Origin of the sequence: Streptomyces griseoluteus (assembly GCF_004784465.1) — a bacterium.
Classification (GTDB): domain Bacteria; phylum Actinomycetota; class Actinomycetes; order Streptomycetales; family Streptomycetaceae; genus Streptomyces; species Streptomyces griseoluteus.
The window spans coordinates 143,368-160,300 of record NZ_SRRU01000013.1; the positions used below are offsets into that span (position 1 = coordinate 143,368).

Sequence of the window (16,933 nt, forward strand, 5' to 3'; positions counted from 1 at the left end):
GCCGTCCCCGTGTCCGCGCAGGTCACCAGGCCGTTTTGCCGAGGTCGGCCTGCTGACATTCCCGTTGCGGCTGCTCTGCCCATGTCCTTTGGCTGAAGTGAAGGAGGAAGGTATGGGCGGTGCGGCCGCGGCCGGGTATCGGGGCGTGCTCGGCCGGTTGCGCGTCCGCCGGGGCCGCCGCGCCCGGCCGCTGTCAGCGCGGCGGTGTCGTCAGGAGGGGAACGTCGGCGGGGGAGAGGCCGGGGCGGGCGCGGTGCCAATGCGCAGGATGGCGCCACGTGCACCGTTCCTGCGGCGGCGGGGAAGTGACGGACCGCTGACCTGCGGCAACCGGAACCGGAAGCGGGCCCCGGCGCCACACGCCGGAGCCCCGCCGTGTTCCGGGCGCGGAGCGCCGACTCGGACGGCCGCGTCCGCTCAGTTGCCCCGGCCGAAGGCCGGATTGCCCGTGACGACGCGGGCGTGTTCGAGCAAGCGGTCCTCGATGTCCTGGGCGGTCGCGTCGCCGACCAGCAGGTCCATCGCGTAGCCGTCCTCCAGCGCCACGAAGGACCGCCCCAGGGCCCAGGCGTCGCCGGCCAGCGTGAAGTCGCCGCTCGCCTGCCCGAGGTCGAGCACCTGGCGGTAGAGCTCGGCCTGCCGGTGTGCGAAGGTGCGCTGCCGGTCGGCGGCGCCCTCGTTGCGCAGGGCCACCGGGAACAGCTCGAAGAGCAGCCGGGTGCTCTCCTCGCCCTCTCCGGGCCAGGGCACGCCGGAGCGGATGCAGGCCCGCAGCCGAGACACCGGACCGTCCGCCGCCGCGATGGCCTCCTCGCGGCTGACGAAGTACGTCGCGGCACTGCGATCGAAGACGGCGGCGAAGAGTTCCTGGATGTCGGCGTAGTAGTAGAGCACCGACGCCGGGGTGACGCCGGCGGCCCTGGCGACGTCCCGCAGCTTGGTGGCCGTGGCCCCGCGTTCCACCACGGTCCTGGCGGTCGCGTCGATCAGCTGGGCGCGGCGTTCCGCCTGGTTCCTGGGTCGAGCCATGGTCGACATGCTCGCACACCGTCGAACGCCGTTCGTATCTCACCTGTGGCGATCCATTGACCTCTCCCTGTTCGTTAACTAAATTTCGTTTAACTAATCCCGAGTCAGACCTGGTGACCCATGTCCCGTCCCCTCCCCATAGTGCTGGCCCAGGCCGCCCAGCGTGCCGTAGACGACCTGGACGGCCTGGCCGCCGACGTCCGACGGCGCACGGCCGGGCTCCCCGCCGCACCGCTGGTCGTATATCCCGAGCTGCATCTCGGTGCTCCCGCGGGCGATGCCACGCTCACCCCCACTGAGCTTCCCGAGGCCCTCGCCGAGCCCCTGGACGGCCCGCGCGACCGCGCCCTCGCGGAACTCGCCGGCGATCTCGGTGTCTGGCTCGCCCCGGGCAGCGTCTACGAGCGCGGCGCCGACGGACGCGTCTACAACACCGCCCCCGTGTACTCCCCGCGCGGCGAACGGGTCGCGGCCTACCGCAAGGTCTTCCCGTGGCGGCCGTACGAGACCGTCACCCCCGGCACCGGGTTCACCGTTTTCGACCTCGACGGCGTCGGCCGGGTGGGGCTGTCGATCTGCTACGACGCCTGGTTCCCCGAAACCACCCGCCATCTGGCGTGGATGGGCGCCGAACTGGTGCTGAACTTCGTCCTGACCTCCGGCAGCGACCGGGCCCAGGAGACCGTGCTGGCCCGCGCCAACGCCATCGTCAACCAGGTGTTCGTCGCCAGCGTCAACTGCGCCGCGCCCGCCGGTACCGGCCGCAGTCTGCTCGTGGACCCGCAGGGCACCGTCCGCACCGAGGCCGCGGCCGACAGCGACACCACCCTCACCGACGTCATCGACCTGGACGAGGTCACCAACGTCCGCCGACTCGGCACCGCCGCGCTCAACCGGCCCTGGGAGCAGTTCCGCCCCGGCGACCAGCCCTTGCCCCTGCCGCTCTACCAGGGCCGGATCGACCCCGCCACCTGGGCCGGCGACACCGGCGCCCGCACCGAGACCCGCCGTACCGCCGGGGAAGAGAGCAACCCGTGACAGACCAGCCCACCCGCATGAGAGGAGACCTCGGACTCCTGTCCGTGGTCGCCTTCGGCATCGCCTACATGGCCCCCGCCGTCGTCATCTCGATCTTCGGCGTCATCGCCGCCACCAGCAAGGGCGCCGCGCCCACCGCCTACGCGATCGCCACCGGCGCCATGCTGCTGACCGGCCTCAGCTACGCCAAGATGGCCAAGGTCCACCCCAGCTCCGGCTCCGTGTACACCTACGCACGCAAGGAGCTCGACTCCCGCCTCGGTTTCCTGGCCGGATGGGCCCTGCTGCTCGACTACCTCTTCCTGCCGATGGTCGCCTGGCTCATCCAGGCCATCTACCTGCACGCCCAGTTCCCGGCCGTGCCGGAGTGGGCCTGGCTGGTCATCAACGTCGTGCTCGCCACCCTCATCAACGTCGTCGGCCTCAAGGTCGCCGACCGCATCAACCGGGTGCTGCTGCTCGGCGTCACCGCCGTCCTGGTCGTGCTCGCCGCGCTCTGCGTCCACTACGGCCTCGGGCATGGCGGCACCTCCTCGGCCGGCCACGCCTTCTGGAACCACGCCACCAGCTTCTCCGCCGTCACCGCTGCCGCCGCCGTCGCCGCCTACGCCTTCCTCGGCTTCGACGCGGTGAGCACCCTCAGCGAGGAGGTACGCGACCCGCGGCGCACCATCCCGCGCAGCATCATCCTGACCGTGCTGACCGGCGGCGGCATCTTCATCGTGATCTCCTTCCTGATGCAGTGGGCCCACCCCGGCGGCTCCTTCCCCGACCAGGACTCCGCCGGATACCTGCTGTCCACCACTGTCGGCGGAAAGACCTTCGCGGACGTCGCCAACATCGTCGGCATGCTCGGCGGGTTCGCCTCCTGCGTCGCCATCCAGGCCAGCACCAGCCGCCTGATGTTCGTCATGGGCCGCGACGGCGCCCTGCCCCGGCAGGTCTTCGGGCGCCTGCACCGCAAGCTGCTCACCCCGGTCGTCAACGTGCTGATCATCGGCGCCGTCGGCCTGCTGGCCATGAACCTCTCGCTCGCCGACGCCACCTCCTTCATCAACTTCGGCGCGTTCCTCGGCTTCACGCTCGTCAACGTCTGCGTGATCGCCTACGCCGTGCGGCAGTGGCGCTCCGGGACCCGCCACTCGCCCGTGCGGTACCTGTTCCTGCCCGCCGTCGGCGCCGCGGTCGACGTCTACCTCATCACCCAGCTCGGCGGCACCGCCGTCAGGCTCGGCCTCGGCTGGCTGGTCATCGGCATCGTCTGGCTCGGGGTGATCACCAAGGGCTTCCGCCGTCCGGCCCCCGAGATGCGCCTCGACTCCGACGAGGCTTCCGGCCCCACCGAGCCGGAAGCCTCCGGCCCGCTCCTCCCGACGGCCTGAACCACCCCCGAGGCTCCCGGCTGCCGACGACGGCATCCGGGAGCCTCGGGCGTACCCGCGCGGGGGGCGGGAGCGCGGTGCCTGCTGCGGGGACGACGGTGGCAGCCGTCGAGCGACGCCTCGCGGGGCGCGCGCAAGGGCCGGCCCGGAGGTCTCCGGGCCGGCCGGTTCACCGCCGCCGGGTCAGCAGAGGGGGACGCCGGGGAGCTGGGCCGCGGGGTTGTCGATGTAGATGTTGCTGATGAAGCCGTTCTGGTCGCGCAGCTTGCTCCACCAGTTGTTGGTGTAGCCCTCCGCGTTCACCGTGTCGCCCTGCTTCTGGCACAGGACCCGGACGCTGGTGGGCCCGGCGAGCGTGGTGACCACCGGCGCACTGAGGTAGGCGTCGCTGCGCACCCGCACCCCGCTGCCCCAGGTCATGAACGGCACGCCCGCGCCGCCGCAGCCGTTGTCGCTGGTCAGGAAGTACTGGTTGTAGCTGCCGGGGTAGGCCAGAGCGACCCCGTTGATACGGATGTCCTGTCCGACGCCGTCGTAGAGCTGCTCGTAGTGGATGTGCGGGCCGCTGGAGTTGCCCGTGCTCCCGGTGGTCCCGATCTGCTGGCCCTGCTCGACGTGCGCTCCGTCGGCGACGCTGTAGGCGGACAGGTGGAAGTAGTAGGTGCGCCAGCCGCCGCCGTGCTCGATGGATATGTAGTTGCCCGCGCCGTTCGCCTGGTAGTACCGGTAGGCGGTGCCCGCGGCCGAGGCGAGGACCGGGGTTCCGTTGGTGGTGCCGCCGTCGGCGCGGACGAAGTCCAGTGCGCGGCGGACCTCGGCCGAGTGGTGGCTGTAGGTCCACTTCTGACCGCACGGGTAGGGGGCCTTGAAGTTCGGCGCCGCCGCCACCGTGCTGGTGGTGGTCGCGGCGCCGGCCGGCTGGACCGGGACGAGCAGCAGGCCGGCCACTGCGATCAGGGCGGTCACCGCTGTGGTCCAGAGGCGTCTGAGGGGCATCGCGCATCGCTCCTTCGTGGGGAAAGCAGCTGGGGACGCCGGCGTCCGGGCGGACGGCGGGCCGGGCCACAAGGTAGGGACGGGCCCGATGCGGCACAAGAAGCGGACGGCGTCTTTCGTTCAGAACGCAATGTCTTGCCCATGACAACTCCGTCGGACCACCATGCGTGACCGGAGTGCGGCCGACTCGCGCCACCGCGGGTCTCGTTGGCGTGACGGACGGAGTGGGCAACGATGCAGCGAAGACGCCCGGAAGACGGGGCCTCAACACGCTTGCAGCAGCCGGTGACGGCGCGTCCGGAGCGTCGGCCGGCGGCTGCCGCGACCGGCCGCGGCCCGCAACTGCGGTGTCGTGCGGCGGGGTCCGGCCCGTCCGCAGCCCGGTCGGCGGCCCGGCCGGGGAGCGGCACCCGCCGCCGTGTCCGGCACGGCATCGGCCGACTGGTGAGCCTCACCGTCGCCCTGGGCGTGCTGGGCGCGCTGACGGCGGTGCCCGCCCTGGCCGCTTCGCCCCGCCCGTCGCCCGACCCGGACGTGCCCATGGGCGTCACCGCCGGCGTCGCCGTCTTCGACCGGTCCACCGGCCGCTTCACCGAACTGCTCAACGAGGACCGGCAGTTCCGGTCGGCGTCGGTCGTGAAGCTGCTGCTCGCCCTCGACGTCCTGTGGGACCTCGGGCCCGGCTACCCGGTCCCGGCCGAGGACCGGGCGCGGCTGGAGGCCATGCTGCGCAGCAGTGACGACGCCGCGGCGAGCCACTACTGGTCGCAGCGGGGCGGCAGCCTGATCATCGAGCGCATGGTCGCCCGGCTCGGGCTGACCGGCACGGCACCCCCGCCCGCCACGCACCCCGGCTTCTGGGGGTACACCGCCCTGACCGCGTCGGACACGGTGCGGATCTACCGCTACGTCCTCGACAGCGCCCCCGCCCCCGTGCGGGACCTGGTGATGGGCGCTCTGCACCGCTCGACCCGGTGCGCCAACGACGGCTACGACCAGTACTTCGGCATCCCGTCGGCCTTCACCGGCCCCTGGGCGGTCAAGCAGGGCTGGTCCGGCTTCACTTCAGGCGGCTGCACCGCGGACGCGGGCACACCGGCGCGCGTCGCCGCCCCGGCCGGCGCGGGCTCCGTCCACGATGCCCGGAAGCCGGGACCGTCCGCCGCCGGCCCGTCCACGGCCGCCGCCGGCGGGGGAGTCGATCTGGTCAGTGAGGCCCTGCACTCCACCGGCACCGTCGGCGCGGACGACCGGTCCATCATGGCCGTCCTGACCCTCCACCCCGACGGCACGCCGTACGGGACCGCGTACTCCCGGCTCACCCGCCTGGTCGATTCGCTCGACGTGCCCGGCGCCCAGCGCCCCCTCGGCGTCCGCTTCGCCACGCTCGGCTCGGGCGTGCGCGTCCGCGCCGGCGCCACGACCGACTCGGCCGTCGTCACGACCCTCCCGGCCGGTGTGGAGGTCCTGGTCACCTGCCAGAAGCAGGGCCGGCGCATCACGGACGACGCCCGCAGCAGCGACTGGTGGGCCCATCTCCCGCAGTACGGCGGCTATCTGACGAACGTCTACGTCGACACACCCTCGGACCGCCTCCCCGGCATCCCCGTGTGCTGACGAGCCCCTGGCCACTTCCGCGCGGCACTTCCCGCCCGGGCACGCCCAGGGACCGTCGCCGGGACCTCCCCTCCCGGCACCCGGCCGCACACCGCGGCGGTCGGCCCTCCGATGTCCGACGACGGTGCGCCAACTGCCGTCCCACCCCACTCGGCACCCGAGAAACGGAGCAGCCCCACATGCCTTCCGGACCTCCCATAAGACGCCTGCGCACCGCCCTCCTCGGGCTGGCCCTGGCCACCGGTCTCGCCCTGACCGGTCAGCCGGCCGGCGCGGCGAGCACCTCCCCGTCCACCGCGCCGGCCGGGACCGCCCTCAACGAAGCCTTCGCGCGGGCGGCGTCCGCCTACGGCGTACCCCGCGACCTGCTGGTGGCCGTCGCCTACGCCGAGACGCGCCTCGACGACCACCACGGACTGCCCAGCCAGGACAACGGCTTCGGAATGATGCACCTGGTCGGCAATCCCTCCCGGCACACCCTCGAACAGGCGGCCCGGCTCACCACCGCCACGGCCGCCGAACTGAAGCACGACCCCGCGGCCAACATCCGCGGCGGGGCCGCCGTCCTGCGTGCCATGGCCGACGAGTCGGGCCTCCGCGCCGCCGGACGGCACCGGCTCGACGCCTGGTACCCGGTCGCCGCCCGCTACGGCGCGCCCGGCAGCGACACGGCGGGCCGCCTGTACGCGGACGCCGTCTACGACGTCCTGCGACGGGGCGTCCGCGCCCACGTGCGGGGCGGCGAGGAGGTCGGCGTCGCCCCGCACCGGGTGACTCCGCAGCGCGGGAAGTACGCGGAAGCCGCCCCGGAGGGACTCACCGGAGCCGCCGACTATCCGACGGCGCTCTGGTCACCGGCCTACGCCGGCAACTACGCCGCCGGCCGCACCTCGGCCGTCACCACGGTGGTCGTCCACGTCACACAGGGCTCCTACGCGGGCACCATCAACTGGTTCAAGGACCCGGCGGCACAGGTCAGCGCACACTACGTGGTCCGCTCCTCCGACGGCCAGGTGACCCAGACGGTCCGGGAACGCGACACCGCCTGGCACGCCCGCTCGGCCAACGCCTCCTCCGTGGGCATCGAGCACGAGGGCTACATCAGCACGCCGTCCTGGTTCACCGACAGCATGTACCGGTCCTCGGCCGCGCTGACCCGCTACCTCACCGACAAGTACGGCATCCCCAGGGACCGCACGCACATCGTCGGCCACAGCGAGGTGCCCGGCAACGACCACACCGACCCCGGCCCGTACTGGGACTGGTCGTACTACATGAGCCTCGTACGCGGGGACGGCGGCGGCACCACCACGCCGTTCCCCACCTGGGGCACGGACGTGAGCATCCGTCAGCAGGCGACCACCACGTCCACCCGCGTGGCCACGCTGCCCGGCCCGACCACCGTGCGCGTCAGGTGCCAGGTCCACGGACAGCTCGTCACCTACGACGGCCACAGCAACGACGCCTGGTCCTACCTGCCCGACCACGGCGGCTACATCTCCAACATCTTCATCGACGTCCCCGACGCCTGGCTCCCGGGAGTGCCGACATGCTGACCCCCCTTTCCCCGAGCAAGAGGCCCGCACCGCGCCGCAGATCCCGTCTGCTCCGCGGCACGCTCTGCCTCCTCGCCCTGGCCGGTACGGCGCTCGGCACGGCCCCCGCCGCCGGCGCCGCCGACGCGTCGCGCGCCGCCACCGGCGCGGTCTCCTGGCGGGCCGATCTCTCCCACCCCGGCTCCGACGACGTCAACGTCCGCTGGAGCGCCGGCGCGCTGCGCGTGCGCGACCGTTCGCTGAGCCCCGCGTCGCTGGGCCATGACCGCGGTTACGCCTCGGCCGTGCTGGAGTCGCACCACGTGAGCCGGCCGGTGAACCGGGTCGCCGTGGACCTCGACGCCGCGGTGCCCGGCGGGACGAGCGTGGTTGTCGACGTGCGAGGCCGCGCTGCCGACGGCGCGTGGACGGAGTGGCGGCAGGCGACGGCGGGCGCTCCGGCGGAACTGCCCGGCCTCGTCGACGACGTGCAGGCCCGGCTGACCCTGTGGACCGCCGAGGACGGCACCACACCGGCCGTGGAGGAACTGACGCTGAGCGCGGACGACGGGGGAACCGCCGCCGCCCGGCCGCTGGCGGCGGCCTCGGCCTTCTCGGCGCGTGTCTTCGCCACCCGCGAGGGACTGGTCGGCGGCACGACCGCCAACGGGCACGTCATACGCAGCAACGACCACTTCGTGGCCCTCCCCTCGCGGCGCGCCCTGTCGCCCAACGGCAGCGGCCAGTACTCGGTGCAGGTGTGCGGGCCGGCGCGCTGCGAGACCGCGCCCGTGTGGGACGTGGGCCCCTGGAACACGCACGACGACTACTGGAACCCCTCCACGCAGAGGGAGCAGTGGAGGGACCTCGCCCGGGGAGTGCCCGAAGCGCAGGCCGCCTACCAGAACGGGTACAACGGCGGACGCGACGAGTTCGGCCGCCAGGTCGCCAACCCGGCCGGCATCGACCTGGCCGACGGCACCTTCTACAACATCGGCCTGAGCAACAACGGCTGGGTGACCGTCACCTACCTGTGGACCGACGGCGGCGGCGACACCAAGTCCTTCCCGACGTGGGGCACGGACGTGAGCATCCGTCAGCAGGCGACCACCACGTCCACCCGCGTGGCCACGCTGCCCGGCCCGACCACCGTGCGCGTCAGGTGCCAGGTCCACGGACAGCTCGTCAACTACAACGGCTACAGCAACGACGCCTGGTCCTACCTGCCCGACCACGGCGGCTACATCTCCAACATCTTCATCGACGTCCCCGACGCCTGGCTCCCGGGCGTCCCGACCTGCTGAGTCCGTCCCGGCGGGCGGACGCACCCGCGTCCGCCCGCACCCTACGGCGAATCCGGCGACCCGTCGTGGGGTACGGCCCCCGGCCCGGGGGCCGTTCCTTCCAGCAGCGCCCGTCCAAGCGCGGTGCGCCGGTGCAGCACCCGGTTGCCCTCCCTGCGGGTCACGACGAGTCCCGCCTCCCGCAGCACCGTCGCGTGCCGGCTCGCGGTCGACGGCGCGAGCCGCAGTGCCGCGGCCAGCGCCGTCGTCGTCATCGGTCTCTGGAGCAGTTCCAGCAGCTGCGCACGCGAGGTGCCGATCAGCTGGGCCACGGACGGCCTGCCCGCCCCGGCGCGCAGCCGCGGCAGCCAGCCGGGGCCCGGGGGCGTCGGGTACACCAGGACCGGCGGCAACGCGTCGTTCACCAGCGTCAGCGGAGCCCGTACGCAGAAGAAGCCCGGCACCACGGTGAGCGTGCGGCCGCGTAACCGCACCAGGCGGGCTTCGGGGTAGGGGGCCGCGAGGCGCGTACCGTGCCACCGCCAGCCGGGGAGTTCGGTGTAACTGGCGAGCAGCCCCTCGGCGCCGCCGCCGAGCGCCGCCTCGGCACGCCGCGCCCGGTCCTCCGCGACCCGCGCCCCGACCGCGCCGAGGTAGGGCGACACCGCCACGGCGTGGTACCGCCGCAGGGTGGTGCCCAGCCAGTGCAGGGCGGCCGGGTCCCCGGTGGCCACCCAGCGCACGCTGCGCGGCACCGGACCCCGCAGATCCGCGCACAGCCGGGTGAGTTCGGTGACGAGTCTGCGCCGGGGTGTGGACATCACCCGGTCGACTCCGTGCTCCAGACTCGCCTCACCCGTGCTCGGCGTGAGGAAGTCGGGGAAGTAGCCCGAGGCCGGACACAGCGGCATCAGCGCCCGGACGTCCTCGGTGAGCCGCTCGCGGTGCAGGGCCGCACGCACCTCGCGCCGCCACGCGTCGTACACCAGGGACTCCTGCCTGTTCTGCAGCAGGTGCAGGCTGAGCGCCGCGTCCCACAGCGGGTCCGCTCCGCGAGCGACGCGTAAGCGGGTCAACGCCCGTTCGCCGAACTCCACTTGCAGCACCGTGCACGCACCCCCTGGAAGGGCCACGACCGTCGCGGGATCGATGGCTCACTATAGTGAACGCCCGGTCGCGGCAAGGGCCGGCCGGAGACGAGAATCGCCGTCCCGCCGCGCGGCCGGCACGCCGGCGCCTCGCCAGGCCGGACGGACACATCGCCGGGCCTGGCCCCCGCCGCCCGGGTCCGTGCGGCGGGTCCGGGCACCGCACGGGGTGTGCCGCGGCCGGACGTCAGCGGACGATCCGCGGCAGGCGGGGCGGCTGCGCGGCCGGTTCGGGCAGGCGCAGCGGCGACAGGCCGGGGGTGCTGCTGCCGAGGACCGCCGCCCGGCGGGCGCCGGTGGCGGAGGGCGGGGAGCCCGGCGGTCCGTGGGCCGTGAGGAATCCCAGGACCGCGAACGCCCGGGCCTCCTTGGCTCCGGAGGGCAGTCCCAGGCCGTCGCTGGGGCGGAGCGGAACGCCGGGCAGTTCCTCGGCGATCATGCGCATCAGCACCGGGTCGCGGGCGCCGCCGCCGGAGACGACGAGTTCGGCGACCCTGTGGGCGCGGCAGGCGCCGGCCACGGTGACGGCCATCAGCCGGGTCAGGGTGGCCAGCACGTCCGCCAGATTCCGCCCCTCCCTGCCCCGTCGAGCAGGGGGACCCACCAGTGACCGGCCTCCTGGGCCGCCGAGGCGCCGGGCAGGATCGGCCCGCTCCCCGGCCGGCTGTGCGAACGCACCCTCCGCGACGCGCCGCGCGAGGGAGCCGTGCGGGGCGCGGACACCGCGCACCCGCCGGAGTGATTCCCGGGTGCCGCTCGGACACAGGGCAACGTGCCGCCTCGGGGCCGTCGCCTCTTCCGGCTACGGTGCAGGGGCACCGGCAGGCGCCGGTGCGGGAACGGTCCTGCCCGTGCACCGATGAGGAGCTGAGCGTCCATGGCCGAGTGCGAAGTCTGCGGCAACGACTACGAGATGTCGTTCGAGGTGCACGCCGCGGGAGCGGTCCACACCTTCGACAGCATCGAGTGCGCCGCCCAGAGGATGGCGCCCATCTGCGACAACTGCCAGTGCCGCATCCTCGGTCACGGCCTCCAGGCGGACGGGGCGTTCTTCTGCTGTGCGCACTGCGCCCGCCTCCAGGGCAAGGCGCAGCTCGTCGACCACGGCTGAGCCCCGCGCCTCGCCGCTGGGGAGGAGGGCCGGCAGCGCGTCGTCCGCCCTGCCGGTGCGGCGACCCCGACGGCCGCGTGCCCGCGGGCGGCGACGGCGTCCTGCGACGGTCAGGCCGAGGGCCGCGCGGTGTTCCCAGGGTGGTTCCCGGGGCCGTGAGTGGGGCCGGCCAGCGGGGTGGGTGAGAGGTCCGTGGGTTCCTCGCCGGGCTCGAGCAGAGTGTGTGCCGCGCCCACGATCAGGGGGTCCGGCTTCCCTACTGCCTCCTGGTCCTTCGTCGGGTAGTCGCAGCGGTCGAGGAAGCTGCGGATGGCCTCCAGCCGGCCGCGCCGCTTGTCGTTGTTCTTCACCACCGTCCACGGCGCGTGGGCCGTGTCGGTCGCACGGAACATGTCGACCTTGGCGGTGGTGTAGTCGTCCCACCGGTCGAGCGAGGCGAGGTCGGTGGGCGAGAGCTTCCAGCGGCGTACCGGGTCGACCTGGCGGATCGCGAACCGGGTGCGCTGCTCGGCCCGGGAGACGGAGAACCAGAACTTCACCAGCAGGACGCCGTCGTCGACGAGCAGCCGCTCGAACAGCGGGGCCTGCCCGAGGAACCGCTGGTACTCGGCCTCCGTGCAGAAACCCATGACGCGCTCGACGCCCGCCCGGTTGTACCAGGAGCGGTCGAAGAAAACGATCTCGCCGCGGGCCGGCAGGTGGGACACGTAACGCTGGAAGTACCACTGCCCCGCCTCCCGTTCGGTCGGCTTCTCCAGCGCCACCACGCGGGCCCCGCGGGGGTTCATCCGCTCGGTGAACCGCTTGATCGTGCCGCCCTTGCCGGCCGCGTCCCGTCCTTCGCAGACCACGACGATCCGCTGGCCGGTGTCCTTCACCCACCGCTGCAGCTTCAGCAGTTCGATCTGAAGGATGCGCTTCGTCCGCTCGTACTCGCCGCGGCCGATCCGGCGGTCGTAGGGGTGGTTCTCCCGCCAGGTTTCGATCGGACGGCCGTCGACGTCAAGGAGTATCGGCCTCTCGGGACGACTGTCGTCCACTTCCAGTCCTCGCAGCAGCCTCTCCTCGGGCGCGGGATCCCCCGCGCGCGCCGTGTCCACCGTGCCGTCGTTCTCGGACACCACCTGCGTTCCCGCCTCCCGGATCGCTCGAACGGCCGGCGCGCGCCGGCCATCCCGCGCATGCCCCGGTGGACGCATTCCAGGCCCCGCGCCGAGGTGTACTTCGCCGATCACGGAGCAGGCGGCTGCCAGGGTGGGCGACCCCGACAGGGGTGAGATCCGCTGGGAGCACTGGGAGCCCGCGCTGATCATGACGCACATCGACCCGACCCGCGTCACCCGCGATTTCCCCGGCCCCCTGTCCACCGCCTTCGGCAGACCTTGCACACGCCACCGCCCTCAGCGGCACGCGTCGAACGTCGCGTCCGGGGCCGGCCGTCGAAGTGGGCGACGGTCCAGCAATAACCGCCGTGCCCGTCCTCGGTGACTACGTTTCGGATCACGTCGACACCTGCTCAAGCGCACCCTCATCACCCCCTCAGCCAACTAGCTGTTGCGGGGCAGGACGGTGGTGACGCAGGCCGGTGCCCGTGAAAGCGGGATGCTCCGACGGGCATCGGTCGGGTAGCGTGCGGGCCATGTCGAGTCCTGAGTCAGACAAGGTGGGGGCTTTCGGTCACGCCGTCAGCCCCCTGCACCACTGAGCTCGTAGCCCTGTCGTCGTGCCGCTTTCCGCGGTGGGACGAGTGTGCGTTCGGGGCTGGCCGCGGTGACGAGATGACCTTCTCGTGCCTCTCCTCACCTCGGAGCCACTCGATGCCTCTCCCGCTGTACCTGCTTGCCCTGGCGGTTTTCGCCATGGGTACCTCGGAGTTCACGCTCGCCGGCCTTCTGCCGGACATCGCCTCGGATTTCGACGTCACCGTCGGGACAGCAGGCGTGCTCACCTCGGCCTTCGCGATCGGCATGATCGTCGGCGCACCCCTGGTGGCCGCGCTTGCCCGCAACTGGCCCACGCGCCCAGCCCTCGTCGGGTTCGTCCTGGTGTTCGCGGCAGCTCACGCCGTGGGCGCCGCCACCACGAGCCTCCCCCTCCTGTTCGCCACCCGAGTCGTGGCCGCGCTTGCCAACGCGGGGTTCCTCGCCGTCGCTCTGACGGCTGCGGCCACGCTGGTCTCACCCGACAACAAGGGACGCGCCCTGGCCGTGCTGCTGTCCGGCACGACGGTGGCCACGATCGCCGGCGTCCCTGGCGGGTCGGTGCTCGGCATGGCGCTCGGCTGGCGGGCCACCTTCTGGGCTGTCGCCGCTCTCTGCCTGCCTGCCGCTCTCGGCATCCTGCAAGGCATCCCCGCAGGACGTGACGAGGACGAGGCGATCGGCCAGCTGACGTTGCGAGCGGAGCTCGCCCAGCTCGCCCGGCCGCGGTTGGTTCTGGTGATGCTGCTCGGCGTGCTGGTGAACGCGGCGACCTTCGGAAGCCTCACCTTCCTCGCCCCCGTGGTGACCGACAGCGCCGGGCTGGGCGAATTGTGGATCCCTGTCGCTCTGGTGATCTTCGGTGCCGGTTCCTTCATGGGCGTCACCGTCGCCGGACGGCTGTCCGACCGCAGTCCCGGCCCGGTCATCGCGGTCGCCGGTCCGCTGCTGCTCGTCGGCTGGCCGGCTCTGGCGGTCCTGGCCGACGAGCCGGTCGCCCTGCTCATCCTCGTGTTCGTGCAGGGCGCGCTGTCGTTCGCGCTGGGTAGCACACTGATCACGCGGATCCTCTACGAGGCCGCAGGCGCCCCCACCATGGCCGGTTCGTATGCGACGGCGGCGCTCAACGTGGGTGCCGCCGTCGGCCCCGTCGTCGCTGCGGCCACGCTGGGCAGCGAAGCCGGGGTCCTCGGGCCGCTCTGGGCGAGCGGGCTTCTCGTCGCGGTCGCGCTGCTCATCGCGCTCCCCCTCCTCACCGTCATCACCGGCGGCCAGAGCACCGAGGTGTTGCGGTGATCCATGCGAACGCCCCTTTGCGCGGATGTCCTGGAGCATCAGGGTGTTCACTCGGCGAACCGGAGTGGGCGGACCTTTCTAGGCCCGCCGACCGGCGGACTGACCCCCCGTTCTGCTCCCACGTGATGCCGAAAGCGGGGGAGACGCCAGCGGGATCAACACGCAGAACCGAAGTCGCGCCTGCGATGAGGCCCCCGGCATCCAGGACATGAGCTGCGCGGAATCTGATAGCGCTGCTGCGGAGCCCTCATCGACCACAGCCATGTCGATCAGGGCTCTGCGACGTTTGACGACGACACTGACGGCAGCGGACGGCGGCTGCGGCGCGTGGCTCACTAATAGATCAGCTTGTCCAGGTCTTGATCTGAGCGGCGACCTCGCGCACCGGGAGTCCGCCCCGGGCGGCGCGTCGCAGGTATCTTTCTCCGGTCCGCTGGGTGATCCGCTAGCTCAAGTGGTGCTGTGCCCACGTGGAGACGCTGCTCAGCCGGGCGGCGGCTGTGACCGGGTCACCCGTTCGGGTGGGCTGGTCCACCTCGAAGTCGTGGCCGGTCAAGCCGCTCTCGTCCTCGACGATCCGAGCGATGCGATAGGCCAGTTCCATCACTTTCAGCGTCGCCGGACCCGAGTGGCGGTAAGCGACCTCGATGTGGGCTGTGTCGCCGCAGTAGTCGAGCTGCACACGTCCTGGCCGACCAACGGTCTCAAGGGTGAGGCTGTATGGGTACTCCGCAGACTCGACGGGGCCAGCGTCCCGCGAGACTCGTCTCAGGATCCGGTCCCACGCGCTCCGTTGCGCCTGAGTAAGTCGGAGCGGCTGCAGGTCGGCATCGGGATCGAAGTTGGCGTTGAGGCGGTCAACCGTTCCCTGAAGTGTCAGGCCCGGCTGCACCCGCACGAGCATGATGTCGTAGCTCACCAGGTGAATGTATGCAGACTTCTCCTACTCGGTCACAGCATTAATCCTGTCCCCCCGACTGACCCGCTCGGGGTGATCTGAACGACACGGCCGAGGGTGGCAGGTCAGTGATTCTGATCCCCGCGCAGCGGCGATGCTCTGGCGAGGAAGCCTCCCGACGACGGCGTGGGCCAGCCTTCAGGCCCTCCACCAACCACCTTGTGGTCATCGACGCCGATACTCGTCTTGTTCTCGCGGTTGGACGGCCGCTGCCAGGCCACCGCAACGACTGCAAGGCGTGGGAGGAGTCCGGTGTCAAGGCTGCCGTAACACCATCACCATCGCTGACGGAGGCTATCCCGGCACGGGCCTCGTGATGCCGCACCGCCGCCGAAAGGGCGAAGAGCTGACCGACTGAAAGAAGGCGCACAACACCTCCCACAAGCAGGTTCGTGCACGCATCGAGCACACCTTCGCCCGCATGAAAACCTGGAAAATCCTCCGCGACTACCGTCTCAAGGTGACGGCGTACATCACGCCGTGCTCGGCATCGTACGCCTGCACAACCTCGTCTCCGCCGGATGAGGACGTGTGCCCGATACTGTTGACCTCACCCGCAGAAGCTTCCCTAAGTGTTTTCGCCGCCTTCGAAATCCCGCTCCGGGCCGCGCATATTGCCCAATACCTTATTCCCCTGAGCATCGATCATTCGCGTGACAGTCTCCTGTGCAATTCCAAAAATAATCGCCCAGGCGGCAATCTGGGCAGCGGAGTCCAAATTCGAAAGGCCTGGAACGACCTGACCGTTGATGAGCATGATCCCGAAGAGGGCCGACAGGGCGCCGATGGGCAGCCTGAGGAGGATGAGCATGGCGGGAATTGAATACGGCATGTTCGTGCCTTGAATTTTTCGAAGCGCAAGGGATCCCGCCATGGCTGCCGCGCCGGCGCCGATACCTTCCACCAGCAGGGTGTCAATTCTGCTCGCCTCCTTCCCTGTTGGGCAAACTTGCCCGGTGGAGGGGCTGAAGCAAAGGAGCGTGGATATCGTCGAACGGTCTTTCAGATTCCAGATGATGAACAGTGCGGCAACGATACTGGTAGCGATGGCCGCGGCCAGGAGGACGTTACGGAAGCTCCGGGCCTGGGCTCTTTCCGCTTCCTCCGCCTCGTGTGCGGCAAGCAGGGTGGCGATGGCCAGCTCTTTCAGGTCCGGTCCCATTTCCTGCCCGTTACTCTTTAAGCGGTCCTCCAATGCCACCAGTCTAGGGTCACTCGGCCCGAGGTGCTGTCTGGCTTGGGCAAGGACAACGGTCCCGGCCCACTTCAGTTCTCCTTCGTCTGCGGGCACCAGTTTGAGGAGCTTCACTTCCGCCTTGTGGACGTTCGAGTATGCCCGATCGACGCGAGCACCCGTTAGCATTGAAAGGGGGGTCTTCCGGCCTCCGGCCGCATTCCGGGCTACAGTCAGATGGGTTTTCACCTTCTCTGCGATCTTTTTGTCGCCGGGTGAGAGTTCGGATACCTCCTCCCTTCTGTTGAGCAGCGCCTGGAGATGTGCCACATGTGCGGTGATGCGCTGCGCCCAGGAGGACTTTCCTTTGCCTGCCACGTCATCATCGGAGTCGAGCTCTCCCTCTTCCATGGCTCCAGTGGAGGCTTCGAGGTGAGGGGCGGCCACTGGGACGGGGCTGTTGGGGTGGCGCTGCCGCCTCGGGACTCGGGCCGACCCACGCAGAGGTCGCGGCAACGGTGCGGGCGGCCGCTGACGCCCTAAGACATCGTTTCTTTTGGCGGCTGGGGTCGTTGTGTTGGTATGACGAGCCTTGCTGAGCGCCTGGTGCCAGATGAGTTGTGGGAGTTGTTCCGGCGGGTGGTGCCGGAGACGGTGGTCATACGG

13 protein-coding genes and 2 pseudogenes are annotated in these 16,933 nt (G+C 71.2%); 8 read left to right on the forward strand and 7 right to left on the reverse strand.

Annotated elements, in window-relative coordinates; all coding sequences use genetic code 11:
- Window positions 1–417: 417 nt before the first annotated feature.
- The gene (locus E5082_RS29355; RefSeq protein WP_135794267.1) at window positions 418–1,029 is read right to left on the reverse strand and encodes a TetR/AcrR family transcriptional regulator; all 612 of its coding nucleotides are present in this window, start codon (window positions 1,027–1,029) and stop codon (window positions 418–420) included.
- A gap of 120 nt (window positions 1,030–1,149) precedes the next feature.
- On the opposite strand from E5082_RS29355, the gene E5082_RS29360 reads away from it, so the two are divergent.
- Together E5082_RS29360 and E5082_RS29365 are read left to right on the forward strand one after the other, a co-directional pair.
- Entirely contained in the window at window positions 1,150–2,067 is a 918-nt protein-coding gene (locus tag E5082_RS29360; protein ID WP_135794268.1) for a carbon-nitrogen hydrolase family protein, read from the forward strand.
- Window positions 2,068–2,084: 17 nt separating this feature from the next.
- Window positions 2,085–3,449 carry an APC family permease gene (locus E5082_RS29365; protein WP_229918993.1) on the forward strand — a complete coding sequence of 455 codons (1,365 nt, stop codon included), beginning with the start codon at window positions 2,085–2,087 and terminating at the stop codon, window positions 3,447–3,449.
- A 183-nt stretch (window positions 3,450–3,632) separates the two neighbouring features.
- Here E5082_RS29365 and E5082_RS29370 read toward each other — a convergent pair whose 3' ends face one another.
- On the reverse strand, window positions 3,633–4,445 hold the full coding sequence (locus E5082_RS29370) for a M23 family metallopeptidase (protein WP_135794270.1): 813 nt from the start codon (window positions 4,443–4,445) through the stop codon (window positions 3,633–3,635).
- Between the two features lie 444 nt (window positions 4,446–4,889).
- Here E5082_RS29370 and E5082_RS29375 point away from each other — a divergent pair, with 444 nt between their 5' ends.
- The 3 genes from E5082_RS29375 to E5082_RS29385 all read left to right on the forward strand — a co-directional run bounded on the left by E5082_RS29375 (window position 4,890) and on the right by E5082_RS29385 (window position 8,901).
- Window positions 4,890–6,062, forward strand: a complete 1,173-nt coding sequence (locus E5082_RS29375; RefSeq protein WP_373310123.1) for a hypothetical protein — start codon at window positions 4,890–4,892, stop codon at window positions 6,060–6,062.
- A 179-nt stretch (window positions 6,063–6,241) separates the two neighbouring features.
- Entirely contained in the window at window positions 6,242–7,618 is a 1,377-nt protein-coding gene (locus E5082_RS29380; RefSeq protein WP_135794271.1) for an N-acetylmuramoyl-L-alanine amidase, read from the forward strand.
- Window positions 7,612–8,901: a hypothetical protein gene (locus E5082_RS29385; protein WP_135794272.1), complete on the forward strand. Its 1,290-nt coding sequence runs from the start codon at window positions 7,612–7,614 to the stop codon at window positions 8,899–8,901. The genes E5082_RS29380 and E5082_RS29385 overlap by 7 nt, the downstream gene beginning before the upstream one ends.
- A gap of 41 nt (window positions 8,902–8,942) precedes the next feature.
- Here E5082_RS29385 and E5082_RS29390 read toward each other — a convergent pair whose 3' ends face one another.
- Both E5082_RS29390 and E5082_RS29395 read right to left on the reverse strand, forming a co-directional pair.
- Window positions 8,943–9,986, reverse strand: a complete 1,044-nt coding sequence (locus E5082_RS29390; protein ID WP_135794273.1) for an ArsR family transcriptional regulator — start codon at window positions 9,984–9,986, stop codon at window positions 8,943–8,945.
- Between the two features lie 229 nt (window positions 9,987–10,215).
- Window positions 10,216–10,587, reverse strand: a pseudogene (locus E5082_RS29395) (anhydro-N-acetylmuramic acid kinase); the annotation flags it as partial.
- A gap of 318 nt (window positions 10,588–10,905) precedes the next feature.
- On the opposite strand from E5082_RS29395, the gene E5082_RS29400 reads away from it, so the two are divergent.
- Window positions 10,906–11,139: a hypothetical protein gene (locus E5082_RS29400; protein ID WP_135794274.1), complete on the forward strand. Its 234-nt coding sequence runs from the start codon at window positions 10,906–10,908 to the stop codon at window positions 11,137–11,139.
- 110 nt (window positions 11,140–11,249) lie between these two features.
- Here E5082_RS29400 and ppk2 read toward each other — a convergent pair whose 3' ends face one another.
- Window positions 11,250–12,260: a polyphosphate kinase 2 gene (gene ppk2 / locus E5082_RS29405; RefSeq protein ID WP_373310121.1), complete on the reverse strand. Its 1,011-nt coding sequence runs from the start codon at window positions 12,258–12,260 to the stop codon at window positions 11,250–11,252.
- 696 nt (window positions 12,261–12,956) lie between these two features.
- On the opposite strand from ppk2, the gene E5082_RS29410 reads away from it, so the two are divergent.
- Window positions 12,957–14,135, forward strand: coding sequence for a Cmx/CmrA family chloramphenicol efflux MFS transporter (locus E5082_RS29410; protein ID WP_135794276.1), 1,179 nt, complete (start codon window positions 12,957–12,959; stop codon window positions 14,133–14,135).
- A gap of 445 nt (window positions 14,136–14,580) precedes the next feature.
- Here E5082_RS29410 and E5082_RS29415 read toward each other — a convergent pair whose 3' ends face one another.
- Entirely contained in the window at window positions 14,581–15,054 is a 474-nt protein-coding gene (locus tag E5082_RS29415; RefSeq protein ID WP_135794277.1) for a hypothetical protein, read from the reverse strand.
- A 179-nt stretch (window positions 15,055–15,233) separates the two neighbouring features.
- On the opposite strand from E5082_RS29415, the pseudogene E5082_RS29420 reads away from it, so the two are divergent.
- Window positions 15,234–15,618, forward strand: a pseudogene (locus E5082_RS29420) (transposase family protein); the annotation flags it as partial.
- A gap of 43 nt (window positions 15,619–15,661) precedes the next feature.
- On the opposite strand, the gene E5082_RS29425 reads toward E5082_RS29420, so the two are convergent.
- The gene (locus E5082_RS29425; protein WP_135794278.1) at window positions 15,662–16,678 is read right to left on the reverse strand and encodes a hypothetical protein; all 1,017 of its coding nucleotides are present in this window, start codon (window positions 16,676–16,678) and stop codon (window positions 15,662–15,664) included.
- Window positions 16,679–16,933: the final 255 nt, after the last annotated feature.

What these genes read in the sequence shown, in the direction of transcription:
- E5082_RS29355 (WP_135794267.1), bottom strand. Translation starts at nt 1,029, where the DNA reads ATGGCTCGACCCAGGAACCAGGCGGAACGCCGCGCCCAGCTGATCGAC.
- E5082_RS29360 (WP_135794268.1), top strand. Translation starts at nt 1,150, where the DNA reads ATGTCCCGTCCCCTCCCCATAGTGCTGGCCCAGGCCGCCCAGCGTGCC.
- E5082_RS29365 (WP_229918993.1), top strand. Translation starts at nt 2,085, where the DNA reads ATGAGAGGAGACCTCGGACTCCTGTCCGTGGTCGCCTTCGGCATCGCC.
- E5082_RS29370 (WP_135794270.1), bottom strand. Translation starts at nt 4,445, where the DNA reads ATGCCCCTCAGACGCCTCTGGACCACAGCGGTGACCGCCCTGATCGCA.
- E5082_RS29380 (WP_135794271.1), top strand. Translation starts at nt 6,242, where the DNA reads ATGCCTTCCGGACCTCCCATAAGACGCCTGCGCACCGCCCTCCTCGGG.
- E5082_RS29385 (WP_135794272.1), top strand. Translation starts at nt 7,612, where the DNA reads ATGCTGACCCCCCTTTCCCCGAGCAAGAGGCCCGCACCGCGCCGCAGA.
- E5082_RS29400 (WP_135794274.1), top strand. Translation starts at nt 10,906, where the DNA reads ATGGCCGAGTGCGAAGTCTGCGGCAACGACTACGAGATGTCGTTCGAG.
- E5082_RS29410 (WP_135794276.1), top strand. Translation starts at nt 12,957, where the DNA reads ATGCCTCTCCCGCTGTACCTGCTTGCCCTGGCGGTTTTCGCCATGGGT.
- E5082_RS29425 (WP_135794278.1), bottom strand. Translation starts at nt 16,678, where the DNA reads ATGGAAGAGGGAGAGCTCGACTCCGATGATGACGTGGCAGGCAAAGGA.